Annotated in this window: 26 protein-coding genes and 3 tRNA genes; 17 read left to right on the top strand and 12 right to left on the bottom strand. The window is 72.2% G+C overall.

Features of this window, described 5'->3' with window-relative positions; all coding sequences use genetic code 11:
- Positions 1-16: 16 nt before the first annotated feature.
- The gene (locus tag ACNKF0_RS00970; RefSeq protein ID WP_299930775.1) at positions 17-151 is read right to left on the bottom strand and encodes a hypothetical protein; all 135 of its coding nucleotides are present in this window, start codon (positions 149-151) and stop codon (positions 17-19) included.
- 48 nt (positions 152-199) lie between these two features.
- Here ACNKF0_RS00970 and ACNKF0_RS00975 point away from each other — a divergent pair, with 48 nt between their 5' ends.
- Entirely contained in the window at positions 200-1,369 is a 1,170-nt protein-coding gene (locus ACNKF0_RS00975; RefSeq protein WP_416955095.1) for a hypothetical protein, read from the top strand.
- On the opposite strand, the gene ACNKF0_RS00980 is transcribed toward ACNKF0_RS00975, so the two are convergent.
- Positions 1,359-1,532 carry a CsbD family protein gene (locus ACNKF0_RS00980; RefSeq protein ID WP_416955096.1) on the bottom strand — a complete coding sequence of 58 codons (174 nt, stop codon included), beginning with the start codon at positions 1,530-1,532 and terminating at the stop codon, positions 1,359-1,361. The two genes, ACNKF0_RS00975 and ACNKF0_RS00980, sit on opposite strands and share 11 nt — an antisense overlap.
- Positions 1,533-1,685: 153 nt before the next feature.
- Positions 1,686-1,874: a hypothetical protein gene (locus ACNKF0_RS00985; RefSeq protein ID WP_416955097.1), complete on the bottom strand. Its 189-nt coding sequence runs from the start codon at positions 1,872-1,874 to the stop codon at positions 1,686-1,688.
- A gap of 108 nt (positions 1,875-1,982) precedes the next feature.
- Between ACNKF0_RS00985 and ACNKF0_RS00990 the strand changes: the two genes are divergently transcribed.
- Positions 1,983-2,819 carry a DICT sensory domain-containing protein gene (locus ACNKF0_RS00990; protein WP_416955098.1) on the top strand — a complete coding sequence of 279 codons (837 nt, stop codon included), beginning with the start codon at positions 1,983-1,985 and terminating at the stop codon, positions 2,817-2,819.
- A gap of 19 nt (positions 2,820-2,838) precedes the next feature.
- Here ACNKF0_RS00990 and ACNKF0_RS00995 read toward each other — a convergent pair whose 3' ends face one another.
- Positions 2,839-3,114 carry a Rho termination factor N-terminal domain-containing protein gene (locus tag ACNKF0_RS00995; protein ID WP_416955099.1) on the bottom strand — a complete coding sequence of 92 codons (276 nt, stop codon included), beginning with the start codon at positions 3,112-3,114 and terminating at the stop codon, positions 2,839-2,841.
- An 85-nt stretch (positions 3,115-3,199) separates the two neighbouring features.
- On the opposite strand from ACNKF0_RS00995, the gene ACNKF0_RS01000 reads away from it, so the two are divergent.
- Genes ACNKF0_RS01000 through ACNKF0_RS01015 form a run of 4 tightly spaced genes read left to right on the top strand, consistent with a single transcriptional unit; the run spans position 3,200 to position 6,085 of the window.
- Entirely contained in the window at positions 3,200-3,664 is a 465-nt protein-coding gene (locus tag ACNKF0_RS01000) for a DUF6328 family protein (protein WP_416955100.1), read from the top strand.
- A gap of 43 nt (positions 3,665-3,707) precedes the next feature.
- Positions 3,708-4,307, top strand: a complete 600-nt coding sequence (locus tag ACNKF0_RS01005) for a Dps family protein (protein ID WP_416955101.1) — start codon at positions 3,708-3,710, stop codon at positions 4,305-4,307.
- A 45-nt stretch (positions 4,308-4,352) separates the two neighbouring features.
- Positions 4,353-4,949 (top strand): TetR/AcrR family transcriptional regulator, encoded by a 597-nt coding sequence (locus tag ACNKF0_RS01010; RefSeq protein ID WP_416955102.1) that lies wholly within the window; start codon positions 4,353-4,355, stop codon positions 4,947-4,949.
- Positions 4,946-6,085, top strand: coding sequence for an SGNH/GDSL hydrolase family protein (locus tag ACNKF0_RS01015; RefSeq protein WP_416955103.1), 1,140 nt, complete (start codon positions 4,946-4,948; stop codon positions 6,083-6,085). Before ACNKF0_RS01010 ends, ACNKF0_RS01015 begins: the two co-directional genes overlap by 4 nt.
- A gap of 22 nt (positions 6,086-6,107) precedes the next feature.
- On the opposite strand, the gene ACNKF0_RS01020 is transcribed toward ACNKF0_RS01015, so the two are convergent.
- Positions 6,108-7,112 (bottom strand): formylglycine-generating enzyme family protein, encoded by a 1,005-nt coding sequence (locus ACNKF0_RS01020; protein ID WP_416955104.1) that lies wholly within the window; start codon positions 7,110-7,112, stop codon positions 6,108-6,110.
- Positions 7,109-8,410 (bottom strand): aspartate aminotransferase family protein, encoded by a 1,302-nt coding sequence (locus ACNKF0_RS01025; RefSeq protein ID WP_416955105.1) that lies wholly within the window; start codon positions 8,408-8,410, stop codon positions 7,109-7,111. The genes ACNKF0_RS01020 and ACNKF0_RS01025 overlap by 4 nt, the downstream gene beginning before the upstream one ends.
- Before the next feature lie 77 nt (positions 8,411-8,487).
- On the opposite strand from ACNKF0_RS01025, the gene speB reads away from it, so the two are divergent.
- From speB to ACNKF0_RS01040, 3 genes are all read left to right on the top strand, one after another.
- Entirely contained in the window at positions 8,488-9,498 is a 1,011-nt protein-coding gene (gene speB / locus ACNKF0_RS01030) for an agmatinase (RefSeq protein ID WP_416955106.1), read from the top strand.
- A gap of 102 nt (positions 9,499-9,600) precedes the next feature.
- The gene (locus tag ACNKF0_RS01035; RefSeq protein WP_299930814.1) at positions 9,601-9,786 is read left to right on the top strand and encodes a hypothetical protein; all 186 of its coding nucleotides are present in this window, start codon (positions 9,601-9,603) and stop codon (positions 9,784-9,786) included.
- 64 nt (positions 9,787-9,850) lie between these two features.
- Positions 9,851-10,342: a MarR family winged helix-turn-helix transcriptional regulator gene (locus ACNKF0_RS01040; RefSeq protein ID WP_416955107.1), complete on the top strand. Its 492-nt coding sequence runs from the start codon at positions 9,851-9,853 to the stop codon at positions 10,340-10,342.
- A 19-nt stretch (positions 10,343-10,361) separates the two neighbouring features.
- On the opposite strand, the gene ACNKF0_RS01045 is transcribed toward ACNKF0_RS01040, so the two are convergent.
- Complete coding sequence (locus ACNKF0_RS01045; RefSeq protein ID WP_416955108.1) at positions 10,362-10,901, bottom strand: hemerythrin domain-containing protein; 540 nt, start codon at positions 10,899-10,901, stop codon at positions 10,362-10,364.
- A gap of 144 nt (positions 10,902-11,045) precedes the next feature.
- On the opposite strand from ACNKF0_RS01045, the gene ACNKF0_RS01050 reads away from it, so the two are divergent.
- Positions 11,046-12,245: a family 16 glycosylhydrolase gene (locus ACNKF0_RS01050; RefSeq protein ID WP_416955109.1), complete on the top strand. Its 1,200-nt coding sequence runs from the start codon at positions 11,046-11,048 to the stop codon at positions 12,243-12,245.
- A gap of 63 nt (positions 12,246-12,308) precedes the next feature.
- On the opposite strand, the gene ACNKF0_RS01055 is transcribed toward ACNKF0_RS01050, so the two are convergent.
- Positions 12,309-12,381: transfer RNA gene (locus ACNKF0_RS01055), tRNA-Arg, on the bottom strand.
- Between the two features lie 205 nt (positions 12,382-12,586).
- On the opposite strand from ACNKF0_RS01055, the gene ACNKF0_RS01060 reads away from it, so the two are divergent.
- The 6 genes from ACNKF0_RS01060 (at position 12,587) to ACNKF0_RS01085 (ending at position 21,614) form a co-directional block, all read left to right on the top strand.
- Positions 12,587-14,425 (top strand): phosphoenolpyruvate carboxykinase (GTP), encoded by a 1,839-nt coding sequence (locus ACNKF0_RS01060; protein ID WP_416955110.1) that lies wholly within the window; start codon positions 12,587-12,589, stop codon positions 14,423-14,425.
- 129 nt (positions 14,426-14,554) lie between these two features.
- Positions 14,555-16,717, top strand: coding sequence for a putative bifunctional diguanylate cyclase/phosphodiesterase (locus ACNKF0_RS01065; protein WP_416955111.1), 2,163 nt, complete (start codon positions 14,555-14,557; stop codon positions 16,715-16,717).
- A 48-nt stretch (positions 16,718-16,765) separates the two neighbouring features.
- On the top strand, positions 16,766-18,193 hold the full coding sequence (locus tag ACNKF0_RS01070) for a glycosyltransferase (RefSeq protein ID WP_416955112.1): 1,428 nt from the start codon (positions 16,766-16,768) through the stop codon (positions 18,191-18,193).
- Between the two features lies 1 nt (position 18,194).
- Positions 18,195-18,491 (top strand): hypothetical protein, encoded by a 297-nt coding sequence (locus ACNKF0_RS01075; RefSeq protein WP_416955113.1) that lies wholly within the window; start codon positions 18,195-18,197, stop codon positions 18,489-18,491.
- A 128-nt stretch (positions 18,492-18,619) separates the two neighbouring features.
- The gene (locus tag ACNKF0_RS01080) at positions 18,620-20,467 is read left to right on the top strand and encodes a phosphoenolpyruvate carboxykinase (GTP) (RefSeq protein WP_416955114.1); all 1,848 of its coding nucleotides are present in this window, start codon (positions 18,620-18,622) and stop codon (positions 20,465-20,467) included.
- Positions 20,468-20,609: 142 nt separating this feature from the next.
- A complete protein-coding gene (locus tag ACNKF0_RS01085) occupies positions 20,610-21,614 on the top strand; it encodes a TrmB family transcriptional regulator (RefSeq protein WP_416955115.1) in 1,005 nt (334 codons plus the stop codon).
- A 474-nt stretch (positions 21,615-22,088) separates the two neighbouring features.
- Here ACNKF0_RS01085 and ACNKF0_RS01090 read toward each other — a convergent pair.
- Positions 22,089-22,182, bottom strand: a tRNA-Ser gene (locus ACNKF0_RS01090).
- Positions 22,183-22,245: 63 nt separating this feature from the next.
- Positions 22,246-22,707: a hypothetical protein gene (locus ACNKF0_RS01095; protein ID WP_416955116.1), complete on the bottom strand. Its 462-nt coding sequence runs from the start codon at positions 22,705-22,707 to the stop codon at positions 22,246-22,248.
- Between the two features lie 81 nt (positions 22,708-22,788).
- On the opposite strand from ACNKF0_RS01095, the gene ACNKF0_RS01100 reads away from it, so the two are divergent.
- Positions 22,789-22,873: transfer RNA gene (locus tag ACNKF0_RS01100), tRNA-Ser, on the top strand.
- Positions 22,874-22,956: 83 nt separating this feature from the next.
- Here the strand turns inward: ACNKF0_RS01100 and ACNKF0_RS01105 are convergent.
- Positions 22,957-23,661, bottom strand: coding sequence for a class F sortase (locus ACNKF0_RS01105; protein WP_416955117.1), 705 nt, complete (start codon positions 23,659-23,661; stop codon positions 22,957-22,959).
- Positions 23,662-23,688: 27 nt separating this feature from the next.
- Entirely contained in the window at positions 23,689-24,513 is an 825-nt protein-coding gene (locus ACNKF0_RS01110; RefSeq protein WP_416955118.1) for a DUF4397 domain-containing protein, read from the bottom strand.
- Positions 24,514-24,515 lie beyond the last annotated feature (2 nt).

Consider the following 24,515-nt stretch of genomic DNA (forward strand, 5'->3'; position numbering starts at 1 on the left):
GCTGTGGACGGAGGCGTCAGCGCGCGAGGAAGTAGACGACCACGAGGATCGTGAGGGCGAGCAACAGCCCGATCGGCACCGCCGTCACCATCCACGGCCGACCGCTCTGCTTCGAGGGGTCGATCCGGTCGGGGTCGTGGCCGTGGGTCATGGTCGCTTCGTACCCAGGGCGGTGGCGCCCATGCGTCACACTCGAAGGGTGCGCAACCGGGCCCTGGTCGTGGTGGCACTGCTGGCCGCCGTCGCGCTGGCGGGCTGCGAGGGGGAGCCGCCCCCGCCGGAGCCGGTGGAGATGAGGTGGGTGGAGCACCCGCTGCCGCCGCACCCGGGCGCCGCCGGTCGTACGGTCCTGCGCGACGCCGTGGAGTGCGGCGAGGGGTGGTGGGTCGCCGGGGCGGTGTTCCTCGACCGGCCGACCGAGACCCGCGACACCCGACCCGCGCTGTGGTTCTCGACCGACCGCGAGCGGTGGGAGCCCGTGCCGGTCGACGCCCGCACCTACTGGGGGCGCCGGGCGATCCTCAACTCGATCGCCTGCTCGCGCGACCGGATCGCGGTCGTCGGGGCTCGCTCCGGTGGCGCACACGGCAACCCCCGGGTCACGACCTTCTGGATGGACGGCGAGAGGCTGGTCGACGTACGCGCGGTGTTCACGCAGTACGGCGGCGTCAGCGCGACCAACGTCGGCCCGGTCGCGGGCGGCCCGACGGGCTGGCTGATCACCGGCAACCGCACCTCCGGCCCGGGCGTCTGGTTCACCGACGACCCCCGCGAGTTCGTGCGGGTCGAGGCCGAGCCCGGGCTGACCGACGACGGCGACCTGGAGTCGCTCGCGCAGGGCGCGGGCTGGGCGGGGGAGCACTGGGTCGTGGTGGGCGCGGGTGCGAGGACGGGACGCCACCTCGACCCGGACCCGCTCGCGTGGACCTCGCCCGACGGCCTCACCTGGGCGCCGGAGGAGATGCCGGCGGCCGACGGCGCGCAGGACGTGCACCGCGTGGCCCTGCTCGACGACGGGCGGCTGCTGGCGGTCGGGCGCAGCGACGACACGTACGCCGCCTGGGTGCGCGACGACGACGGCTGGCAGGACGCCGTGAAGTTCGGCCGCATCGCGGACTCCTGGCGCGGGGCGCCGTACGTCGCCTCCTTGGCCACCACGTCCGCCGGAGTGCTGGCCACCGTCAGCACCGGCGACCACTACGAGCTGTGGCACACCGGCGACGGCCGCGCGTGGCAACGGGTGGGGGTGCCCCTCGAACCGCAGACCGCCGGCGACCACACGATGTCGGTGGCCGCCGGCGAGGTGCTGGTCGTCGCCGACGCGGGCGACGGCGGGCACGTGTGGACAGGAGAGCCCGTCAGCTCTTGAAGGCGTCCTTGATCTTCTCGCCGGCCTGCTTGACGTTGGCACCGGCCTGGTCGCCCCTGCCCTCGGCCTCGAGCTTCTCGTCGTCGGTCGCCTTGCCGGTGGCTTCCTTGGCCTTGCCCTTGAGCTCGTCGGACTTGTTGTCGAACTTGTCGTCCAGACCCATGTCGTTCCTCCTGGGGTTCGGTCGGTGCGGACCGGCTGGTCCGTCACCTCCAACCTGCCACGGGGGTGGTCGCCCAACGACACCCGTGCGGGTGGGCCGGGCCGGGGGTGTGCGCCGGCCCACCCGGGTCGTCGGCCGTGACCTGGAAGGGGGTCAGGTCGACGGCAGTGACGCGGGGTGGGTGCCCTCCGAGCCGCCGAGCTGCGGGGTCGCCGGGCGCGGGGCGGGGGGCCGGGTGTGCTCGATCTCGTCGGCACGGAGCATGTCCATGCGCCAGATGACCGCGCAGCCGACGATCGCGACGAGGATGGCGGCGGTGCTGATGAGGATCATGGCGGTCATGGGAGTCTCCTGGGGTGGGGGTGGATGAGGACAAAACCTCTACACACCTGTATAAGTTATGCGAGCATGTCTGGCAAGGACGGACAGCGATCTTTTTGAGGAGGACACGTGGCGGACCGGGTCTCGGACGGGTTCAGCATCGGGGTGCTCGCGGCACGCGCGGGCGTCACGCCGGGGGTGCTGCGCACCTGGGAGAACAGGTTCGGCTTTCCTCGCGGAGAGCGTTCCGCCTCGGGTCACCGGCGCTTCACCGATGCCGACGTCGCCCTCGTGCGTCAGGTGCTGGAGGTGCGCGACTCGGGCCTGCCGCTGCAGGTCGCGATCGACTCCGTGGTGCGCGCCCGGGAGGCCGGCGAGGAGCGGTCGGTATTCGCGGCGGCCGCGGAGGCCGTCGCGGGCGTACGACCCCTCCGGCTGCACCGCCGTCCGCTGATCGCCGCGTCGCACGCGGTCGAGGACGAGTGCCTGGCCCGCGGTGACCGGTCCGTCGTGCTCGGCGCCTTCCAGCTGGGCCACCGCTACGAGTCCTCGCGCCATCGCTGGGACGAGCTGGGTCGCACCGCTGCCTGGGCCGCGGTGGTCGCCGACTTCGACGGGGACGCCGACCTCGACGCCTCCCCAGCGCGCTGCCAGCTGCCCGGCGACTCGCCGTTGCGCCGGGAGTGGGCGGTGGTCTGCCTCAGCGAGACCTACGCCGCGCTCGTCGCCGCGTGGGAGGTGCCCGTCGCGAAGGGCCCGCCGATCTACGAGGCCGTCATCAGCACCCACCGGGGGGCGGCGACGGCGGCGGGCCGGGTGCTCGCCGGGGTCGTGCGCGAGGCCGGTGGCGACGTACCCGATGCGGCCGCGCGCCTCCTCGACGCGACCGCGCCGATGCCGGCGACGTCGGCGGTCGACGCCGACCGCACCTGGCTACGGGCGCTCGCCGAGCTCGACCCGCGCTGAGGCGGGTCGTGCCCAGGCGTCAGTGATTGCGGAGCGCGTCGATCAGCTCGTCCTTCGTCATCGACGATCGGCCCTCGATGTCGAGCTCTGCGGCTCGCTCGCGCAGCTCGTCGACGGTGCGGTCCTCGTAGCTCTCCGCGTGCCCGCCCCGGTCGCCCACCGTCGAGCGGCCCTGGGCGGCGGACGCATTGGCGATGCGAGCCGCCTTCTCCTTGCTGGCGCCGTCGTCGCGCAGGGCCTCGTAGACCTCTGCGTCCTTGACGGACGGTCCCGGATCCTTCTTCTTCCCGGCCATGGATCCCACGGTGCCACCGCGCCAGGGGGCCCTGCTCACCCGTCAGGGGGTGGGCGCGGGGCGCGCCGTGAGTAGCGTCGCGAGGATGGGCGACCAGGCGCGCGACGAGACCCCGCAGGAGCGGGCGGACCGCAACTGGAACGAGCTCCTGCAGGAGCTCCGGGTGAGCCAGACCGGCGTCCAGCTGCTGGCCGGATTCCTCGCGACGCTGCCCTTCCAGTCCCGCTTCGAGCAGCTCGACGCGTTCCAGCGGGCCTGGTGCGTCGGCCTGCTGGCGCTGGCATTCGGCACCGTCGCCGTGATGCTCGCGCCGGTGGCCATCCACCGCCACGTCTTCCAGTCCGACGCCAAGCCCGAGCTGGTGCAGGCGGGTCACCGCCTCACGAGCATCGCGTTGCTGATGATCGCGGTGCTGCTGGGCGGGATCTTCTTCCTCGTCGTGGACGTGGTCTACGACCGGCGGGCGGCCGCAGCGGCGGCTGTGGGCTCAGTGGTGGTGCTCGCAGGCCTCCTGCTCGTGCTCCCGAAGCGGGTCGCGAGCGCCCGCTGAGGAGGTGGCGCGCAGGGTTGTGCGGCGAGCCTAGGTTGGCGACATGGCCAAGAAGACGACACGTTCCTCCCGCACCTCCCCGGTCACGAGCGACGCCGACGCGCCGCTGACGGTCCCGGGGCTCGACACCACGACGGGTCACGCCGTCGCCGACGCCCTGCAGATGCGGGTGCACGCCCTCAACGACCTCCAGCTGACGCTCAAGCACGCGCACTGGAACGTCGTGGGCCCGCACTTCATCGGCGTGCACGAGATGCTCGACCCCCAGATCGACGGCGTCCGCGACATGGTCGACGTCCTCGCCGAGCGGATGTCGACCCTCGGGGTGCCGCCCAACGGGCTCCCCGGCGCCCTGGTCGCCGCCCGCACGTGGGACGACTACGACCTCGCGCGCGCCGACACGACCGCCCACCTCGCGGCCCTCGAGGTCGTCTACAGCGGCGTCATCGAGGACCATCGCGCCGCGATCGAGGCCGTGGGCGACGACCCCGTCACCGAGGACATCCTCATCGGGCAGACCGCTGACCTCGAGCAGTACCAGTGGTTCGTCCGCGCGCACCTCCAGGGCACGAGCGGCGCGCTGGCCACCGACGGCGCGCCCGACGAGGTCGGTGCGGCCCGACGGGCGTCGAAGAAGCGCTGATTCCCCGACTCCTTTCCTCATGCTCTAAGGTTTGAACCTAATGACATGAGGAAAGGGGTCGTCGTGCCGCGTGCCGGACTGACCAGTGCCCGGGTCGCCGAGGCGGCGGCCACGCTCGCCGACGAGGTGGGGCTCGACCGCGTCACCCTCGCCGCGCTCGCCGCCCGCTTCGGGGTGGCGACGCCCAGCCTCTACACCCACGTCCGCAGCGCCGACGACGTACGCACGCGGGTCGCGCTGCTGGCCCTGGCCGAGACCGCCGACCTCGTGGCCGACGCGCTCGCCGGGGTCAGTGGTCGCGCCGCGCTTGCATCCGTCGGCGGCGTGTGGCGCTCGTACGCCCGCCAGCACCCGGGGCGCTACGCCGCCACCCGCCTGCCGCTCGACGCGTCGGCCGCAGCGACCAGTGCCGGACCCCGCCACGCCGAGCTCGCCCGCGCGGCCGTGCGCGCCTACGGCCTGTCCGAGGCCGACGAGGTGCACGCCGTGCGCCTGCTCGGTGCGACCTTCCACGGCTACGCCGCGCTCGACGCCGCCGGCGCCTTCAGCCACGGCGGGCCGTCCGTGCCCACGTCCGACGACACGTGGGAGCGCGTGCTCGACGGGCTCGACACCCTGCTCCGCTCCTGGGAGACCCGATGACCACCCTGAGCGCGACGACCCTCGACGCCCTCGCCCCGCTGGTGAGGGGTGCGCTCGAGCTCGAGCGCACCGGCCGCGGGCTGCTGCCCCACCGCCTCCCCGCGTGGGCGCGTGCGCAGTCCGAGGACCCGCAGCTCCACCTCGTCGAGGCCCAGCCCGCCGGCGTACGCCTCGTCCTGCGCACGGTCGCCACCCGCCTCGAGCTCGACGTGCTGCCCACCAAGCGGCGCTACGTCGGCGCGCCGGCCCGGCCCGACGGCTGGTACGACGTCCTCGTCGGCGGCGAGCTCGTCGACCGGCAGCAGGCGCCCGGCGGCAACGTGCTCGACGTCGACATGATGACCGGCGCCAGCACCTTCACCCCCAGGGAGCCGACGACCCTCGTGATCCCGCTGCCCGAGGGCGACGCGGTCGTCGAGGTCTGGCTGCCCCACGACGAGCAGACCGAGCTCATCGCGCTGCGCGCGGACGCCCCGGTGGCACTGGTCGCCGACGACCGGCCGCGGTGGGTGCACCACGGCAGCTCGATCAGCCACGGGTCGGTCGCGGTCCACCCGACCGAGCCGTGGCCCGTCGTCGCCGCCGGGCTCGCGGGGCTCGACCTCGTCAACCTCGGCTTCGGCGGCAGCGCGCTCCTCGACCCGTTCGTCGCCCGCACGATCCGCGACACCCCGGCCGACGTGATCAGCCTCAAGATCGGCATCAACCTGGTCAACCAGGACCTGCTGCGCCGTCGCGCCCTCGGCCCCGCCCTCCACGGCTGGCTCGACACGATCCGCGACGGCCATCCGGAGACGCCGATCCGCCTGGTCTCGCCCGTCTTCTGCGGGATCCACGAGGCCGTGCCCGGGCCGACCGGTCCCGACATGGAGGCGCTCGCCGAGGGGCGCGTCGCCTTCGTCGCCACCGGTGACCCGGAGGCCGTGGCGCGCGGCGCGCTGACGCTCGAGGTGGTGCGCGAGGCGCTGGCCGAGGTGGTCGAGCGACGCGGCGACCCGCACCTGACGTACGTCGACGGGCTCGCGCTCTACGGCCCGGCGGACGCGGGGCGGCTGCCGCTCCCCGACAACCTGCACCCCGACTCCGCCACCCACCGGCTCATCGGCGAGCGGTTCGCGGCGCTGGGGGACTGGTAGCGGGACCGGGCGCCCAGCGCGTTCAGGCGTCGTTGGCGCAGCGGAAGCCGATGTTGGCCGAGGCGGACTCGGCGGTGTTCGAGGAGCGCGCTGCGACGCGATAGCGGTTGCAGTAGCTGTCGTGGCACAGGTAGGACCCGCCGCGCATCACGCGCGGGACCAGCGCGTCGGGGACGTCGTCCGGCTCCGCGGCGAGCGGGTCGAGGACCGCGTCGGCGCCCGCCCGGTCGGCGTACTCGCTGGGACGGAACGCGTCCTGGCACCACTCCCAGACGTTGCCGACGGTGTTGTGGAGGCCGTAGCCGTTGGGCTGGAACGCGGTCGCGGGCGCCGTGGTGAGGTGGCCGTCGTCGAGGGTGTTGTGGCGGGGGAAGTCGCCCTGCCAGATGTTGCAGCGCCAGCGGCCACCGTGGGTGAGCTCGTCACCCCACGGGTAGCGCGCGCGCTCGAGGCCGCCGCGCGCGGCGTGCTCCCACTCGGCCTCGGTGGGCAGGCGCTTGCCGGCCCACCGGGCGTAGGCCTGCGCGTCCCGCCACGAGACGTGGACGACGGGGTGGTTCTGCAGGTCCCCGATGCCCGACCGCGGCCCGGCCGGGTGGCGCCAGTCGGCGCCGCGCACGGCCAGCCACCACGGCACGGCGGCCACCCGCTGCAGCACGTCGGCGGGGGCCGCCTGCACGGCGAGGTGGAACACCGCGGACACGCCGTCGCGCTCCGCCTCGGTCACGTGGCCGGTCGCCTTCACGAAGGCGGCGAACTGCGCGTTGGTCACGGCCTTCGCGTCGATGAGGTACGACGACAGGCGCACCGCGTGCACGGGACGCTCCCCGTCGGCGGGGTCCCCGTCGCCGTGGCTGTCGCCCATCCAGAACGTCCCGGCCGGGATCCGGACCTGGCCGCGGGTGCTCCGCTCGGAGGGCGGAACGGCCGGAGCGGGCGCGGCCGTCGGCCCCTCCCCGGGCCGGCTCGCGGTCGGGGCACAGCAGGAGCCGCCGGCCTCGTCCGGGTCGTCCGTCGACGACGTCATTGCGCCACCGCGCCGGCGATCGCCCGCTCCAGCTTGTCGACGCCGTCGTGGAGCTCGGTCTCGGAGATCGTGAGCGGCGGAGCCATCCGGATCACCCCGCCGAGCCCGGGCAGCTGGACGATGTTGATGTGCAGGCCCAGGTCGAGGGCGGCGGCGGTGACGGCACGGCCCAGGGCGTCGGCGGGCGTGCGGCTCTCCTTGTCGGTGACGAGCTCGACCCCCTGCAGCAGGCCGCGGCCGCGGACGTCGCCGACCACGTCGTAGCGCTCGTGCAGGTCGAGCAGCCGGTCACCGAGCTCCTTGCCGAGCACCTTCGCACGGTGCGCGAGCCCCTCGCGCTCGACCACGTCGAGCACCGTGAGCGCGACGGCCGCGGCGAGCGGGTCGGAGGAGTGGGTGGTGAAGAAGAGGTGCCCGCGCTCGTGGCAGCGCTCCTCGATCTCCGCGGACGTCACCACCACCGCCACCGGCAGCCCGGCTCCGAGGGTCTTGGACAGGGTGATGATGTCGGGCACCACGCCGTCGCGCTCGACGGCGTACATCGTGCCGGTGCGGCCGAGCCCCGTCTGGGCCTCGTCGACGACCAGCAGCATCCCGCGCTCGCGGCACTTCTCCTGCAGGCGCACGAGGTAGCCCTCGGGCAGCTCGAGGATCCCGCCGGAGGACAGGATCGGCTCGACCAGGCACGCGGCGAGGCTGCCGGAGGACTGCCGGTCGAGGGTGGCGAAGCCCCACTCGAGCTCGGTCTCCCAGTCGTGGCTGCCGTCGGGACGCCGGAAGGGGGAGCGGTAGGCGTCGGGCGCGGGCAACGTCAGGTTGCCGACCGGGGGCGGGCCGTAGCCCTGACGGCCGGCGGAGAAGGTCGCCCCCGCTGCGCCCGTCGTCATGCCGTGCCACGACCGGTCGAGGGCGACGACCTCGTAGCGCCCGGTGGACAGCTTGGCCATCTTGATCGCCGCCTCGTTGGCCTCGCCGCCGGTGCTCAGCAGCTGCATCCGGGTCAGCGGCTCGGGCAGGCTCGTCGCCAGGCGGCGGGCCAGCTCGACCACCGGCCGGCTGAGCATGCCGGAGTAGAGGTGGTCGAGCGTCGAGATCGACGCGGTGACCGTGCGCACCACCTCGGGGTGCGAGTGGCCGAGCACGGCGCTCATCTGGCCCGACGTGAAGTCGAGGATCGCGCGGTCCTGCTCGTCGTAGACGTAGCACCCGGCCGCCCGGGCGATGATCCGCGGCGTGAACCCGCCGCCGTACCTGATCAGGTGCTGCTCGGCATCGGTCCAGAAGGTGTCGTCTCCCATGCTGCCTCCCGCTCGTCGGTGCGTGGGCCACAGCCTCGCAGGGGACACGGGCGAGCACGAGACCCTAGAGTCGGCGCATGGCTCGCTACGGCGCCCAGTTCGGGCCCGACATCACGTTCCTCGGCGTCCCGCAGTGCGACCTGGACGACGAGACGACGTACGCCGACGCGGACGTCGTGGTCGTCGGCGCACCGTTCGACGGGGGTACATCGCACCGCCCGGGCACGCGCTTCGGGCCGCAGGCCATCCGGATGACCGACTACCTGCCCCACGACGGCTCCCGGCCCTCGCTGGCGCTGCGCACCGACGCGCTGCAGGACCTGCGGGTCGTCGACGCCGGCGACGTCGAGCTGCCGCCCGGTGACATCGAGACCACCCTCGGCCGGCTCGAGGCGGCGGTGGAGAAGGTGGCGCGGGCCGGTGCGATCCCGGTCGTGCTGGGCGGCGACCACTCCATCGCCTACCCCGACGCCAAGGGTGTGGCCAACGTGCTCGGCCACGGCCGGGTGTCGATGATCCACTTCGACGCCCACGCCGACACCGGCGACATCGAGTTCGGGTCGCTGTGGGGGCACGGCCAGCCGATGCGCCGGCTCATCGAGTCGGGTGCGCTGCGCGGCGACCGCTTCCTCCAGGTCGGGCTCCGCGGCTACTGGCCCGGACCCGAGACCCTCGACTGGATGGCCGCGGAGAACATGCGGTCCTACGAGATGACCGAGATCGTCCACCGGGGGCTGTCGGAGTGCCTCACCGAGGCCTTCACCATCGCGACCGACGAGTGCGAGGGCGTCTTCCTCTCCGTCGACATCGACGTCTGCGACCCCGGCCACGCGCCGGGCACCGGGACGCCGGAGCCCGGCGGCCTGTCCGCACGCGAGCTGCTCGACTCCGTACGCCGGATCTGCCTCGAGCTGCCCGTCGTCGGGATCGACGTCGTGGAGGTCAGCCCGCCCTACGACCACGCCGACATCACCGCCGCGCTCGCCAACCGCGTGGTCCTCGAGGCGCTGTCCGCCATCGCCCGCAAGCGCCGCGACGAGCGCGACGGCACGAGCTGGGACCCGGCCCGGCCGCTCCTCGACCGCTGACCACGCCGGGACGTCCGGCAGCACGGCCCGGGTCCTTCGGACCTGCCGCCCGGGCGTCCGGACGCGCACGCTGGAGGTTCCGACGAGTCACGGAGGTCCGCGATGCTCCCCCAGCAGTACGTCCAGCACGACTGGTCGCCCACTGTCTTCGCACTGGTGTTCCTGACGATGGCGATCCTCTTCGTCGTGGGCATGGGCATGTTCCTCGTGGCGGCGAACCGCGAGCAGCGCGGCACCACCGCACGCCACGCCCGGAGCGCGGCGAAGCACGGCCCCGTCCCGCACTGACCCGCCCCCTGCGACAGGCGGTCCGCCATGGGTTGTCCTGTCAACCAATGGCTAGCCTGTGGGCATGGAGACGCAGTGGCTCGATCCCACCGAGCGTGAGGCCTGGCTGCGTCTGATCGCCGTCGCCGAGCTGCTCCCCGGCGTCCTCGACCACCAGCTGCGCAGCGAGTCCGGGCTCACCCACTTCGAGTACCTCGTGCTCGCGATGCTCTCGGAGTCCCCCGAGCGCACCCTGCGCATGACGGGCCTGGCCCAGCGCACCAACGCCACGCTGCCGCGCCTCTCCCACGTCGTACGACGCCTCGAGGACCGCGGGCTCGTCGAGCGGTTCCCCTGTCCGGAGGACGGCCGCGCCACCAACGCCCGGCTGACCGGTGCCGGGTGGGAGCAGGTGGTGGCCGCGGCCCCGGGGCACGTCGACACCGTGCGGCGCCACGTGCTCGACCCGCTCAGCCGCGAACAGCTCGCCCAGCTCAAGGAGATCGGCGATGCGCTCCTCGCCCGCCTCGACCCCGACGGCCGGATGACCGCCCTGTACGACCCCGACCGGGCCTAGGCAGCACCGCTGGGTCGGGTCAGACGCCGAGACCCAGCAGGCCAAGCGGCTCGGTCATCTCGGTCTCCTCGTAGGCGAAGTGCGACTCGAGGTCGGCCCGCAGCCCGGCGACGGCCTCGACCAGCTCGTCGACCCGCGCGGGGTCGGTGCGCACGGCGAGCGCCAGGTCGTCGACACGCTCGAGGTGGGCGTGCACGACGAGGTGCTCCTCGGCCAGCCGCGCCGCGACGGGTGCGTAGGCCTCCATCGTGGCGACCGCGGGGAACAGGTTCTGGTCCTCGATCGTGTGGTGCATCGTCAGGAAGCGGCACACCTGTCCGCACAGCCCGGCCACCTGCTGCGCCGACAGCGCCGGCGCGAGGTCGTGCACCCCCGCCCGTACGGCGTCGACGCCACCGGCCCCGTCCCGCAGCGACTCCACCGCCCGGGTCAGGGTCTCGAGCTGGTGGCGGAAGTGGTCGTGGATCATCCGCAGGTGGTCGCCGGCCCCGCGTTGCTGCGGCGTCAGCTCGACCGAGCCCGCCACACGCGGTCGGGTGGCGTCATCGATGGGCGGCACGGACCAGAGCCTACGGTCGCACCGCGCGACCGGGTGCGTGCCGGCTGCCCGGCGGAGTGCGGATTTGGCTGGTCGTGAGGTCCGGGACACCCTCGAGGGGAGAGGTCTCCAGGACACGTCCCACCGAGAACGGAGCGTCATCACATGCCTGCACGCCGCGTGCTCGCAGGCAGCGCCCTCGCGCTGCTCATGCCCGCGTCCCTGCTCCTGACCGTCGACACCGGCTCCGCTGCCGGTCCCTCCGCACGGCAGGAGTCCGCCCCGACGGCACGGCCGGCCCGGTCCCGGGCCACGATCCGGGTCCTGCCCCAGATCGTCGACCAGGGTCGCCGCACCGCCCGTGCCGACGCGGCCCGGGTGGCCATCGAGGCCACGGTCAAGCCACGCCGGGCCGGCCGCCCGGTCCGGCTCCAGGTCAAGCGCGGCTCCCGGTGGAAGAACGTCGGGAAGGCGCGGCTCGACCGTCGTGGCCGCGCCGAGTTCTCCGCTCGGGCCGTACGCCGCGGGAGCGCGCAGACCTACCGGGTCACGGCGCGCCGCCACCGCGGTCTGCCTCGCGCCGTCAGCCGGCCGCGGAGCACCGCGCGCTGGCTGGCCCCGCTCTACACCGACAACTTCTCGGGTCGCTCGCTGCGCCCCGAGTGGAGCCACCGCGGGCAGCGCTACGAGCGGGCCAGCAAGCGGTTGTGCTCCAAGGGCAGCCCGAAGGCGGTCAAGGTGTCCGGCGGCAAGGTGCGCCTCAGCGTGATCAAGGATCGGAGCCGCTCGGACAAGTGCCGGGCCGTCAAGCGGGGGAAGTCCTCCGGGCGCTACGCCTACCGCCTCAACGGCCACATCTCGACGCAGAACCGCGTGTCCTTCAAGTACGGCTTCGCGGCCGCCCGGGTCCGGATGCACCAGCGCCGCGGCCAGCACAGCAGCTTCTGGCTCCAGCCCCAGGTCTCCCGGCCGGGCAAGCCCCGCACGGCGGGCGCCGAGATCGACGTGATCGAGTACTTCGGCGACAAGCACCCCCGGGGCGGGCTGACCAGCTTCATCCACTGGAAGCGTCGCAACCAGGTCGTCAAGACCGGCTCCTGGCTCAAGCGGCCGCGCAGCTTCCTGGCGGGCCGGCGCGACGGCTGGTCGAAGAACTACCACGTGTTCTCGGTCGAGTGGACGCCGAAGAGGTACATCTTCCGCATCGACGGCAAGGAGACCTGGCGCACGCGCAAGGGCGTCTCCGGCCAGCCGCAGTACCCGATCCTGAGCCTGCTCGCCTCCGACTACGAGCTGTCCTACATGAAGGACAAGCAGCTGCCGCAGCACATGTCCGTCGACTGGATGCGCATCTGGCAGGCGTGACTCGGGGCGCCCACGCAACAAGAAACCGCAGGTCAGAAGTCTGACCTGCGGTTTCTTGATCTGCGCGCCTGTAGGGATTCGAACCCCAAACCTTCTGATCCGTAGTCAGATGCTCTATCCGTTGAGCTACAGGCGCCCGTCCGTGCAACCGGAGCGGCTGCGAGGACTGGTCGAGAATAGCCGACGCACTCCGGACGAGTGAAATCAGGGACCGGTCGTCTGCTCCGGAGGTCATCGCACAGTCGGGACTTCCGACCCCCGTCGCGCGCCCGGACCGTGCCCTAAGGTGCCAAGCACCCGCACCGCGGCGAGGCACCGCCGCACGACGAGAGGTGAGCGCAATGGCAGATCTCGAGGCAGTCATGGACGAAGCCGGACTGACCAACACCAAGGTCCGCGAGTTCGTGAAGGAGTACGCCGAGCTCACCGGCGCCGAGCGCGTCGAGGTGGTCAACGCCTCCGACGACGCGCGGCTCCTCGAGGAGGCGGTCGCTGCCGGCGAGCTGCAGATGGCCGGCGAGGGTCGCTACTACTCCCGCAGCTACTACAAGGACACCGCGCGCTCGGAGGAGCGCACGATCGTCGCGACCAACGACGAGAAGGACCGCGGCGTCTACAACAACTGGCGTCCCGCCTCGGAGATGAAGCCGATGCTGCACGACCGGATGCGCGGTGCGTCCGAGGGGAAGACGATGTACGTCATCCCCTACCTGATGGCCCCCGCCGGCAACCCGCTCGAGCCGTGGGCGGCCGGCGTCGAGCTGACCGACACCCGCACCGTCGTGCTCCACATGATCCGCATGGCCCGCGTCGGCGTGCAGTTCGTCAACGACCTCGAGGACCCCGACTCCTTCGTCCGCGCCGTCCACGTCACCGGTGACCTCGAGCACCTCGGCCAGGGCACCCCCGACGACCAGCGCTACTTCGTGACCGTCGCCGACGAGCGCACCATCCTCCACTTCGGGTCGTCCTACGGCGGCAACGCGCTGCTCGGCAAGATCGCCCACGGCCTGCGGCAGGGGGCGTACGACGGCTGGGCGAGCCGGAAGTTCCTCGCCGAGCAGTACATGCTCATCGGCATCCACGACAAGGAGACCGGGAAGACCTGGCACGTCTGCGGGGGCTTCCCGAGCGCATCGGGGAAGACCAACCTCGCGATGATGGCGGCCCCCGATGCGCTGGGCGACCGCTACCACGTGTCGTTCTACGGCGACGACATCGCGTGGCTGTGGGTCGACGAGGAGTCCGGTCGGCTGATGGGCATGAACCCGGAGTACGGCGTGTTCGGCGTCGCGAAGGACACCAACGAGAGGACCAACCCCAACGCCCTCTCCTCCATCGGCGAGGGCTCGCAGGCGATCTTCACCAACGTGGCCTACAACCCGTCGACGGGCGAGGTGTGGTGGGAGGGCAAGACGCCCAAGCCGCCGACCGACGTGCGCGGGTGGCTCGACTGGACGGGCTCGCCGCTGGCCGACCGCAAGGACAACGACACCGCGGCCTGGGCCCACCCCAACAGCCGCTTCACCACCACGCTCGACAACGTGCCCAACATCGCGCCCGACTACGACGCCCCGGCCGGGGTGCCGATCGACGCCATCATCTTCGGCGGCCGCACCAGCGACCGCGAGCCGCTGATCCGGGCGATCACCGACCTCGCCGAGGGCGTCTACGACGGCCTCACGCTGGGCGCCGAGGCCACCTTCGCGGCGGAGGGCGTCGACGGTCAGCTGCGCTACGACCCGATGTCCAACCGTCCGTTCATGGCCTACGGCGAGGGCGACTACGCCCGCCACTACCTCGACATCGTCGGGGCGGCGGAGGAGCAGCCGATCTTCGCCCACGTCAACTGGTTCCAGAAGGACCCGGACGACGGCCACTTCCTCTGGCCCGGCTACCGCGACAACCTGCGCCCGCTGCTGTGGCTCCTGCAGCTGAAGAACGGCGAGGTCGAGGGACGGCGTACGGCGGTGGGCATCCTGCCGACCGAGGAGGAGCTCGACCTGTCAGGGATGGACGTGCCGGCCGCCGACCTCGAGCGGATCCTGACGATCGACAAGGAGCGCTGGCAGCAGGAGATGGGCTTCCGCGAGGAGCACCTGGACCAGTTCGACCGGATGCCCGAGGAGATCTGGGAGGCGCACCGCCGCGTCGCCGCTGATCTCGAAGCCGAGGAGTAGGCCTCACGACGTCGCCCCCGCCACTAGGGTGGTGGGGTGCGACGTCGTGTCTCGGGGACCGGCGCACCCGGGTCCTCACCCTCCGACCTCAGACGAGGCGGCCCTGCCCTCGCCGCCCCTTTCGGCGTCGTGGCGGCCCTCGGTCTGTGCACCGTGCTGCTCCCGCCCTACGAGCGGCCGTGGTGGGTGGCCGCCCTCGCCGCCCTCCTGCTGGTGCTGGTCGTCGTGCTGTTCGTCGTCAGCCGTCGCCGGCCGGAGCGCACCTGGCTCGACGCGCTCCCCGCCTTCCTGCTCTTCCCCTACGCCGCGCTGGTGAACGACGCGGCCGGGGCGGGCAGCGGCGGCTCGTCGTCGGGCATGACGGTCCTGTTCCTGGTCCCGATCCTCTGGATCGCGATCACGGGCAGCCCACGCGAGCTCTGGATCGCCAGCGGCCTGGCCGTGGCCACCCTCGTGGTGCCGGTGCTGGTGATCGGGGCACCCGACTACGCGCTCGGCGACTGGCGTCGTGCCGTGATGTGGGGGGCGATCGCGCTCGTCCTCGCCCCCGTCCTGCAGCGGATCGTGCGCGACCTCGAGCGCCAGACCCGGCGCGCCCGGCTGGCCAGCGACCGGGTCGAGCGGCTCTTCGACGACGCCCCGCACGGGGTGGCGCTCCTCGACCAGGTCGGCACCGTGATCCGGGTCAACGTCTCGATGGCCGTGCTGGTGGGCCTCGACCCGCCCGACATGGTGGGGCACAAGCTGGGCGCCTTCGAGACCCCCGGGCAGGACCGGATCCAGGACCACCTCGGCCGGCTGATGTTCCTGCGTGGCGGTGAGTCCCTCGAGGCGGAGTGCCAGCTGCGCGACTCGGGCGGCAACGACGTCAACGTCGCGCTCAGCAGCACCGTCGTGGCCGATCCGCAGATGGGCAAGATCGTGATGGTCAACGTCGTCGACATCTCCGACCGGCGCCGCTACCTCGACCGTCTCGCGCACCTCGCGGACCACGACATCCTCACCGGGCTGGCCAACCGCCGTCGCTTCGAGAGCGAGCTCGACCGGCACCTGGACCGGTGCCGGCGCCACGGCCCCACCGGAGCCCTGCTGCTGCTCGACCTCGACAACTTCAAGCAGGTCAACGACACGCTCGGGCACAACGCCGGCGACCAGCTCCTCGTCACGATCGCCGGGCTGCTGCGTCGTTCGATCCGCAGCACCGACGTGGTGGCCCGCCTCGGCGGGGACGAGTTCGCCATCCTGCTCACCGACTGCGAGCAGGCCGACGCCGAGCGGGTGGCGGGCCTCGTCGTCGACCGGATCGCCACCCACGCCGCCACCCTCGACGGCGTGGCGCGACGCGTCACCGCCAGCGTCGGAGCGGTCACGTTCCGGGCCGCCTCGGAGCACGCCGCCGACGTGCTCGCGCTGGCCGACATGACGATGTACGACGCCAAGGACGCCGGCCGCAACCAGGCGGTCGTCCTGTTCGAGGGCGACGAGCGCGGGCCCCGCACCGCGGCCCGGCTGCAGTGGCAGAGCCGCATCGAGGCCGCGCTCGCCGAGAACCGGTTCGAGCTCCACCTGCAGCCGATCATGGACATCCACAGCGGCCGGATCAGCTCCGCCGAGGTGCTGCTGCGGCTGCGGGACGAGGGCGAGCTGGTCCCCCCGTCGCGGTTCGTCTACATCGCCGAGCGCGTGGGCCTCATGCCCCAGGTCGACGCCTGGGTGGTCGACAAGAGCCTCGAGCTGCTGGCCCGGATGCGTCGCGACCACGACCCGGCGTTCGAGTTCGAGGTCAACCTGTCGGGCCACTCCATCGGCAACCCCGTCATCGAGGAGGCGATCGTCTCCTCGCTCGAGAAGCACGGCGTCGCGCCGTCCGCGCTGATCCTCGAGATCACCGAGACCGCTGCGGTCGCCGACGTCGCGCTGGCGCGGACCTTCGCCGAGCGGATGACCGAGCTCGGCTGCGCCTTCGCGCTCGACGACTTCGGTGCCGGGTTCGGCTCGTTCTACTACCTCAAGCACCTGATCTTCGACTACGTGAAGATCGACGGGGAGTTCGTGGCCCGGGTGCACGAGTCGGCGGTCGACCGGACGATCATGCGCTCGATCGTCGGCATCGCCCGCGACCTGGGCAAGCGCACCGTGGCCGAGTTCGTCTCGGAGCCGGAGATCCTCCAGGTGTGCCGCGACGAGGGCGTCGACTTCGCCCAGGGCTACCTCATCGGCAAGCCCGTGCCCTTCGACGAGTTCGTCCGCGACTTCGTGCCGTCCGCAGTCACGGCGGCGCCGCACGACTGAACGCCTCCGGCGCGGCGCGCCCGGCAGGCAGAGGAGGAGATTCCGTACATGCAGTGGCTTCAACGGTCGGTGGGCCTGGCCATCATCGGCTCGGCAGCACTGGGCGCAGGTTCCCTGTGGGTGGCCGTGGCCATGGGCGACCCGGAGGCGGGCCGGGCGCCCGACGAAGGGCTGCTGTTCGGCATCTGGCGGGTGTTCTACGACACCGAGATGCCCGCCCCCCGAGTGCTGCTGGCGGCCGTGGGCGTCGCCCTGCTCCTCGCGGCCGGCGTCGCCGGGGTCGAGCGACGACTCCTCACCCGGGCCCGCCGCAGCGAGGACGGCAACCGGATGCCCCTCGCCCCCAAGCTGGTGATGACCGAGACCCGCGGGGAGTACGCCGGCCCGGTGACGATCACGGTCCTCATCCCGGCGCACAACGAGGAGGGCTGCATCTCCGAGACCCTCGCGTCGCTGCAGTCGCAGTCCGTGCCGCCGGCCCGGATCGTGGTCGTCGCCGACAACTGCACCGACGGGACGGTCCGTCTCGCCCGGGAGGCCGGCGTCGACGTCCACGAGACCGTCGACAACACCCACAAGAAGGCCGGCGGCCTCAACCAGGCGCTCGCGCAGGTCCTCCCCGGCCAGGGTGACAACGACTGCGTGATGATCATGGACGCCGACACCACGCTGGACGCCGGCTTCCTCGAGGGTGCGACCCGCCGGCTGACCGACGACCGGGCGCTGATGGCGGTCGGCGGGCTGTTCTACGGCGAGGACGGCTTCGGGCTGATCGGCCAGTTCCAGCGCAACGAGTACACCCGCTACCAGCGCGACCTGCGCCGCCGCCGCGGCCGGGTGTTCGTGCTGACCGGCACCGCGTCGGTGTTCCGCCCGCGGGCGCTGCGGGCGGTGGCCGAGGAGCGGGGCAAGATCCTGCCCGGCGTCCCCGGCGACGTCTACGACACGGTCGCCCTGACCGAGGACAACGAGCTGACGATCGCGCTCAAGACGCTCGGCGCCCTGATGATCTCGCCCAGCGAGTGCACCGTGGTGACCGAGGTGATGCCCAACTGGCGCGGCCTCTGGGCCCAGCGGCTGCGCTGGCAGCGCGGTGCGCTCGAGAACCTCGGCGCCTACGGCGTACGGCCGCAGACGTTCCGCTACTGGATGCAGCAGCTCGGCATCGGCTACGGCGTCATCGCGCTCGGCGCCTACCTGCTCCTCATCATCCTGATGGTCCTGGCCACCTCGAACTGGGTGTGGTTCCCGTTCTGGATCGGCATCGGCCTGGTCTTCACCGTCGAGCGCGTCGTGACCGTGTGGCGGGGCGGCTGGAAGGCTCGCCTGCTGGGGCTCTCGCTGTTCCCCGAGCTCTTCTACGCCATGTTCCTCAACCTGGTCTACCTCAAGGGCATCTGGGACCTCTCCCTGGCCAAGCAGGCGGACTGGAAGCACGTCGTCCAGACGGGCTCCGGCTCACGGGTGGAGACCTGAGATGACGATCCCCCACCTCGTCCCGCAGCTGGTCCCGATGGGCGTGCTGCTGCCCGACAGCATCCTGCGCAACGACTTCATCGCCGTGCTCGCCGCCTTCGTCGCGATCAACACGATCGTCTACGTCACGCTCGCCGTGGCCAAGATCCTGCCGAAGTTCTACCTCCGCGACTGGCTCGCGGCCAGCAACCGCCGCGCGGAGACCCGCAGCATCCATCCCGACGCCCCGGTCGGCGGACCGACCGGGGGCTCGCTCGGCGACCGCCTCGCCCAGCCGCACCGACGTACGCGGAAGTAGCGAGACCCACGTCACAGGTCTGTGATCGATCCAATATGTGCGCCGATTCACGAGCGTTAACGTCCGCGACAAGTCGCCGACAACGAGGCCGCGCGAACCGACCGCGACGCAAGCTGTGAGGAACCGGCATGACCGCAACGATCGACACCCAGACGACGCCACCGACCACGCACGCAGGCATCCTCGCCTGGGTCGCCGAGGTGGCCGAGCTGACCCAGCCCGACGCCGTCCACTGGTGCACCGGCTCCGACGAGGAGTGGGCCCAGCTCACCGCGTCCCTCGAGGCGACCGGTACGTTCACGCGCCTCAACCCCGACGTGATGCCCAACTCGTTCCACGCGGCGTCCGACCCCACCGACGTGGCCCGGGTCGAGGACCGTACCTACATCTGCTCGGTCGACGAGCGTGACGCCGGGCCCACCAACAACTGGATGGACCCGGAGGCGATGAAGGACCTCATGCGCGGGCTCTACGCCGGCTGCATGCGGGGTCGCACCATGTACGTCATCCCGTTCGTCATGGGTCACCTCGAGGCAGACCACCCGATGTTCGGCATCGAGGTCACCGACTCGGCCTACGTCACCGTGTCGATGCGGGTCATGGCCCGCATGGGCACCGACGTGCTGCGCCGCATCGAGGAGCTCGAGGCCGCGGGTGACGACCCGAAGTGGGTGCCCGCCCTCCACTCCGTCGGCATGCCGCTCGAGCCCGGCCAGGCCGACGTCGCGTGGCCGTGCAACGACACCAAGTACATCGTCCAGTTCCCCGAGGAGCGGATGATCTGGAGCTTCGGCTCCGGCTACGGCGGCAACGCCCTGCTCGGCAAGAAGTGCTACGCGCTGCGCATCGCCTCGGTGATGGCCCGCGACGAGGGCTGGCTGGCCGAGCACATGCTGATCCTCAAGCTGACGTCCCCGCAGGGCGTGACCAAGTACGTCGCCGCGGCCTTCCCGAGCGCGTGCGGCAAGACCAACCTCGCCATGCTCAAGCCCACCATCCCGGGCTGGAAGGTCGAGGCGATCGGTGACGACATCGCCTGGATGCGCATCGGCGAGGACGGTCGCCTGTGGGCGGTCAACCCCGAGTTCGGCTTCTTCGGCGTCGCGCCGGGCACCAACGAGCACACCAACCCGCACGCGATGGAGACCATCCGCAAGGGCAACTCGGTCTTCACCAACGTCGCGCTGACCCCCGACGGCAACGTCTGGTGGGAGGGCCTGGAGAACACGCCGGCCGAGGCCACGAGCTGGAAGGGCGAGCGCTGGACGCCGGAGCTGGCCGAGGAGACCGGCGAGCTGTCCAGCCACGCCAACAGCCGCTACTGCACCCCGATCAAGCAGTGCTCGATCCTCGCCGACGAGTACGACGACCCGCGCGGCGTGCCGATCGACGCGATCCTCTTCGGTGGGCGCCGCAAGACCACCATCCCGCTGGTGACCGAGGCCCGCGACTGGAACCACGGCACGTTCATGGGCGCCACGCTCTCCTCGGAGACCACCGCGGCCGCGGTCGGCGCCGTGGGCGTCGTACGCCGTGACCCGATGGCCATGCTGCCGTTCATCGGCTACAACGCCGGCGACTACTTCGGCCACTGGGTGGGCATCGGCAAGGACAACGACGCCGCCAAGCTGCCGAAGATCTTCTACGTCAACTGGTTCCGCCGGGGCGACGACGGTGGCTTCCTCTGGCCGGGCTTCGGCGAGAACAGCCGGGTCCTCAAGTGGGTCATCGAGCGCATCGACGGCCAGGCCGCCGCCGTGGAGACCCCCATCGGCCACGTGCCGGCGCCGGGCTCGCTCGACATCGACGGCCTCGACCTGACCGAGGACGAGCTCGCCCAGGCCCTCGCGGTCGACGCCGAGGAGTGGAAGGCCGAGCTGCCGCAGATCCAGGAGTGGTTCGAGAAGTTCGGCGACGACCTCCCCGCCGTGCTCTGGAGCGAGCTCGACACGCTCAAGGCGCGCCTCGACGCCTGATCCACGCCTCACCCGTCACCGACCCGTCGCCCGGTCCTCCGGGCGGCGGGTCGGTGCGTTCCCCGTGCGTCCGTCCGGGTGGCGCTTGGGGCTGGTGTGGCACCATCCTCCCCACGGGGATGTCGGTCGAGCGGAGTGAGCCATGCCCTTGGGGCCGGATGAGCGAGTCGTCTTCGAGGAGCAGGCGACCCCGCTCTACGAGGAGATCGTGACGTCCGGCGGCATCAACGCCGCCGACGCGCGCATCTCCAAGGAGGGCGAGCTGCACGCTGCCTTCACCCTGCTGGTCGACATCGGCCTGGTGACGAAGAGCGAGGGCGGCACCACGTGGCGCGCCGTCGATCCGGCCGCCGTCCAGGCCCGCGTCGTCGCTCCGCTCGGCCAGCAGGGCGCGGAGCTGATCGCTGAGTCCGCCCACTGGGCGCAGACGTTCAGCGCGCTGTCCCAGACCTGGCGTCGCTCGCCGAGCGCCGTCGGCGCCCCGTTCGCGGAGATCCGCGGGTTGGCGACCATCAGCAACTACCTCGCCGCCCTGGCCGGCGACGCCCGCGAGGAGCTGCTGACCGCCCAGCCCCAGTACCGTCGCGGGATCAAGCAGCTCAGCCAGGCGGGCGCGCACGAGATCGAGGCGCTCAAGCGTGGCGTCCGCGTACGCACGCTCTACCAGCACGCAGCCCGACGAGGTGCCGACACCCGCCGGTACGTCGCTGCGGTCACCGCCGCCGGCGCTGAGGTGCGCACCCTCGACGAGTTCTTCAACCGCCTGATCGTCGTCGACCGCCGCATCGCGCTCATCCCCAGCCACGAGGGCACCGACGCGGCGATGGTGATCAGCGAGCCGTCGACCGTGGTCTACCTCGTTGACATGTTCGAGCGGCACTGGGAGCGGGCACGACCCTTCACGAGCAGCGAGACCTCGCTGATGCGCGACATCGCGGCGGAGCAGCGGGCGATGACCATCCGGATGCTCCTCGAGGGCCGCGCCGACCCGGCGGGCGCCAAGCGGCTCGGCGTCAGCCCACGCACCTACGCCGGCTACGTCGCCGACCTCAAGAGCGAGTTCGAGGTCGAGACCCGCTTTCAGCTCGGTTACGAGATGGGCAAGCGCGGTATCTCCGGCCGGGAGGCAGACACGCCCTCCGCCTGACGCACCGCCTGCGCGCGAGGAGCGGCTGGGCAAAGGGAGAGGGCAGCACCTCCGAGGAGGTGCTGCCCTCATGCCGGGACGGGCCTGTGGGGGAGGCCACCGGACCAGAACTCGTGGGGGGTTGAGGGGTCCGTGTCCCAGCTCTTCATTGCGTGCACATCATGGCACGACTGGCTTCGGTTCACCGGATGGCGGTGCGCCCCCAGGTGATGTCGATCGCGCCGGCCGGGGCCGAGGTCGCTCCAACAAAGCCGAGACCAAGTGCTGCCACGAGTGCGGCGGCGGCGATACGGCGTACAGGGCTCATGGGGTTTCCACCTCTTGGGTCATGTCACAGGGGATGACGCGTCCATTGTCGCCCACCGTGCGCAGCCACGTCCCGTCCAGTCGACTGCAGGTCTGTGCATTGCAGGTTCCTGCAAATGCAGGCACGGCAGGCCGGTCGGCCCCCTCCTGGGCAGAGGGGGCCGACACTGGCGGAGGCGGAGGGATTTGAACCCTCGATGGGGTTTTAGCCCCAAACCCGCTTAGCAGGCGGGCGCCATAGACCGGACTAGGCGACGCCTCCATGCCCGGCCGTGGCCGGGCGCACAGAAGGGTACAAGGCGCGGCGCGCGTGCGCCGAATCAGGTCACAGTTTGCGGAGGCCGTGACCGCGCTGGAGGTGGTCCTGGACATCGCGCACGAACGCCTCCCGGTCCACGGCGAGCATCTCGACGGGGATCGTGGTCGTACGCCCGTCGCGCAGGCGCAGCACCACGACGGGCGCCTCGGCGATCGTGGTGGTGACGGCGTCCTCGACGTCCTTCCAGCGCGCGGACTCCGCGCCGACGCCCCGCACCCACTGCACCCGGTAGCCCTCGGGCGTCATCCGCACGACCCAGCCCTTCGTGCGCCACGCCCACCAGCAGGCGACGAGCAGCGCGACGGTGAGCAGGACCGGGACCAGCAGGAACACCGTGTGCAGGTCGAGCACCGCGATCGCCAGCGTGCTCAGCAGGATGAGGGCCGCGACCGCAACCAGCACCACGCCCAGCAGGCGCGCCGCGACAGCGGGGGCGAGGCGGTGCACGGTGGCGGTCTCGGTGGTCACGCCGAAGATTTCATCACGTGCCGGACGTCCCGCGGCGGTTGGGTAGAGTCCCGCGGTGTGCGGCGCCCCGGCGTCGTACGAGGAGGGGTGCCGGAGCGGCCGATCGGAACCGCCTTGAAAGCGGTCGTAGGGAGACCTACCGCGGGTTCGAATCCCGCCCCCTCTGCTGAGCCCTTCGCGGAGCGAAGGGCTCAGCAGAGGCGTCCTGAACCTGAGGAGCGTGAGCGCAGCGAGCGCTCCGCACCACTTTCACACCGGTACGGCGGTGACGACCAGGTTCTGCTGGTACCCACCGGCCTCGGGCAGGTACGGACCCGTGCAGGTGACGAGCCGGAGCCGCTCGGGACCGGTTCGGGCGAACACCTCCGCCGGCAGCGCCTGCCGGTCGAACCTCTCGATGCTGTCGACCCGGTAGGACCTGGTCCCGTCCGGTCCCGTGGCGACCTCGACCCGGTCGCCGACGCCGATCGCCTGCAGGTCGGCCAGCGGTCCCACGCCGAACCGGCGCGAGTCCACGTGCCCCGCGAGCACCACGGAACCCAGGTCGCCGGGGCCCGGCCCGAACCGGTACCACCCGAGCACCTCGGGGTCGGCCGGCAGGCGCATCTGCCGCTCCCCGGCCACGCCGACCGGCCGGACGGCTGCGTCCAGCCCGAGAGCCGGCACCCGCACCCGGGTCGGTGGTCGGGTACGACGCACCGGGCGGGCGCCGAGCGAGGCGTCGGCACGTCCGACAGTGGCGGGCGAGCCGCCGCCGTGCTGGCCGGCGCGGGCGTCTTCGTCCTGCGCGGGCGGGGAGCCCGTGTCCGGCGCCGAGACGGCGGCGTCCCCGCGCACCTGCACGATCTCGGGCGGGTCGTCCGCTCCGGTGACGACGACGAGGCTGAGCAGGAGCCCGGCGACCGCGGCCGCAGCCACGGCCCACCAGGTGCTCCTGCCCAGCCTCGTCATCATGTCTCTTTCGACCGTGCGTCCAGGCCGTCAGCGGCGGGCGCGCGCCGGGACGAGCCTCGTCGCAGCCACGCCGAGCGCCAGGAGCGACCCAGCGCCGAGCGCGAGGGCCCACAGCGGGGCACCCCCGTCAAGCGCGGCAGCGCCGGTCTCGCCGCCGGGCACGCCGGACGGAGCGGAGTGCAGCCCATCGATGGTCTGCACCGCGAGGTCGAGGTTGCCGGCCTCCGCCGAGCCCCACGCGTACACGATCGTGGCGGTGCCCTCCGCGAGCTGCAGGTCGGCCGGGCCCAGCACTGCCTGGTTCTCACCGGCCAGCGTGACGTCGGCGGAGTAGCTGCCCGCCGGGACGTCACCGGACGCCTCGTCGGGGTTGGCCAGGCCCGGGAACAGCACCTCGCCGTCGGCCCGGACGTCCACCGGCGGAGCCGCGGCGGTGTGGCGCACCACCAGGCGCGCCTGGCCCGCCTCGGTCGCCGACACGTCGTTGACGAACGGCGTCAGCACCGGGTTGCCGTCAGCGTCGAGGTGGGCCACCACGGTGGCGTTGGCACCGGCCGGCACCTCCACGCCGTTCGCCTCGATGGCGGGCTCCGCGCTGGCCGGGTCGTCGCCGTCGGCGAAGACCTGGAGGTCGTAGGTGCCGGCGGGCAGCTGGAGGGGGTCGGTGAGGGTGCCCGGCGCGAAGTCGGGGATCAGCTCCTCGCCGTTGGCGTAGACGTCCACGGTCAGGTCGGGGACGGCGTGGAGGACCGAGACGGTCGCCTCGCCCTGGGCGGCGGAGGCGGGCGCGGTCATGGCAAGGGGTACGGCGACCAGGGCGGTGGCCGACAGCAGTGCGGCGGTCTTCTTCATCG

This window comes from Nocardioides sp. T5 (assembly GCF_048161455.1).
Taxonomy (GTDB): domain Bacteria; phylum Actinomycetota; class Actinomycetes; order Propionibacteriales; family Nocardioidaceae; genus Nocardioides.

Coding starts and splice junctions, on each gene's coding strand:
- ACNKF0_RS01080 (WP_416955114.1), top strand. CDS start 18,620: ATGACCGCAACGATCGACACCCAGACGACGCCACCGACCACGCACGCA.
- ACNKF0_RS00970 (WP_299930775.1), bottom strand. CDS start 151: ATGACCCACGGCCACGACCCCGACCGGATCGACCCCTCGAAGCAGAGC.
- speB (WP_416955106.1), top strand. CDS start 8,488: ATGGCTCGCTACGGCGCCCAGTTCGGGCCCGACATCACGTTCCTCGGC.
- ACNKF0_RS01060 (WP_416955110.1), top strand. CDS start 12,587: ATGGCAGATCTCGAGGCAGTCATGGACGAAGCCGGACTGACCAACACC.
- ACNKF0_RS01050 (WP_416955109.1), top strand. CDS start 11,046: ATGCCTGCACGCCGCGTGCTCGCAGGCAGCGCCCTCGCGCTGCTCATG.
- ACNKF0_RS01085 (WP_416955115.1), top strand. CDS start 20,610: ATGCCCTTGGGGCCGGATGAGCGAGTCGTCTTCGAGGAGCAGGCGACC.
- ACNKF0_RS01040 (WP_416955107.1), top strand. CDS start 9,851: ATGGAGACGCAGTGGCTCGATCCCACCGAGCGTGAGGCCTGGCTGCGT.
- ACNKF0_RS01010 (WP_416955102.1), top strand. CDS start 4,353: ATGAGGAAAGGGGTCGTCGTGCCGCGTGCCGGACTGACCAGTGCCCGG.
- ACNKF0_RS01070 (WP_416955112.1), top strand. CDS start 16,766: ATGCAGTGGCTTCAACGGTCGGTGGGCCTGGCCATCATCGGCTCGGCA.
- ACNKF0_RS01035 (WP_299930814.1), top strand. CDS start 9,601: ATGCTCCCCCAGCAGTACGTCCAGCACGACTGGTCGCCCACTGTCTTC.
- ACNKF0_RS01025 (WP_416955105.1), bottom strand. CDS start 8,410: ATGGGAGACGACACCTTCTGGACCGATGCCGAGCAGCACCTGATCAGG.
- ACNKF0_RS01005 (WP_416955101.1), top strand. CDS start 3,708: ATGGCCAAGAAGACGACACGTTCCTCCCGCACCTCCCCGGTCACGAGC.
- ACNKF0_RS01105 (WP_416955117.1), bottom strand. CDS start 23,661: ATGATGACGAGGCTGGGCAGGAGCACCTGGTGGGCCGTGGCTGCGGCC.
- ACNKF0_RS01020 (WP_416955104.1), bottom strand. CDS start 7,112: ATGACGTCGTCGACGGACGACCCGGACGAGGCCGGCGGCTCCTGCTGT.
- ACNKF0_RS00980 (WP_416955096.1), bottom strand. CDS start 1,532: ATGGGTCTGGACGACAAGTTCGACAACAAGTCCGACGAGCTCAAGGGC.
- ACNKF0_RS01000 (WP_416955100.1), top strand. CDS start 3,200: ATGGGCGACCAGGCGCGCGACGAGACCCCGCAGGAGCGGGCGGACCGC.
- ACNKF0_RS01015 (WP_416955103.1), top strand. CDS start 4,946: ATGACCACCCTGAGCGCGACGACCCTCGACGCCCTCGCCCCGCTGGTG.
- ACNKF0_RS00995 (WP_416955099.1), bottom strand. CDS start 3,114: ATGGCCGGGAAGAAGAAGGATCCGGGACCGTCCGTCAAGGACGCAGAG.
- ACNKF0_RS00985 (WP_416955097.1), bottom strand. CDS start 1,874: ATGACCGCCATGATCCTCATCAGCACCGCCGCCATCCTCGTCGCGATC.
- ACNKF0_RS01110 (WP_416955118.1), bottom strand. CDS start 24,513: ATGAAGAAGACCGCCGCACTGCTGTCGGCCACCGCCCTGGTCGCCGTA.
- ACNKF0_RS01075 (WP_416955113.1), top strand. CDS start 18,195: ATGACGATCCCCCACCTCGTCCCGCAGCTGGTCCCGATGGGCGTGCTG.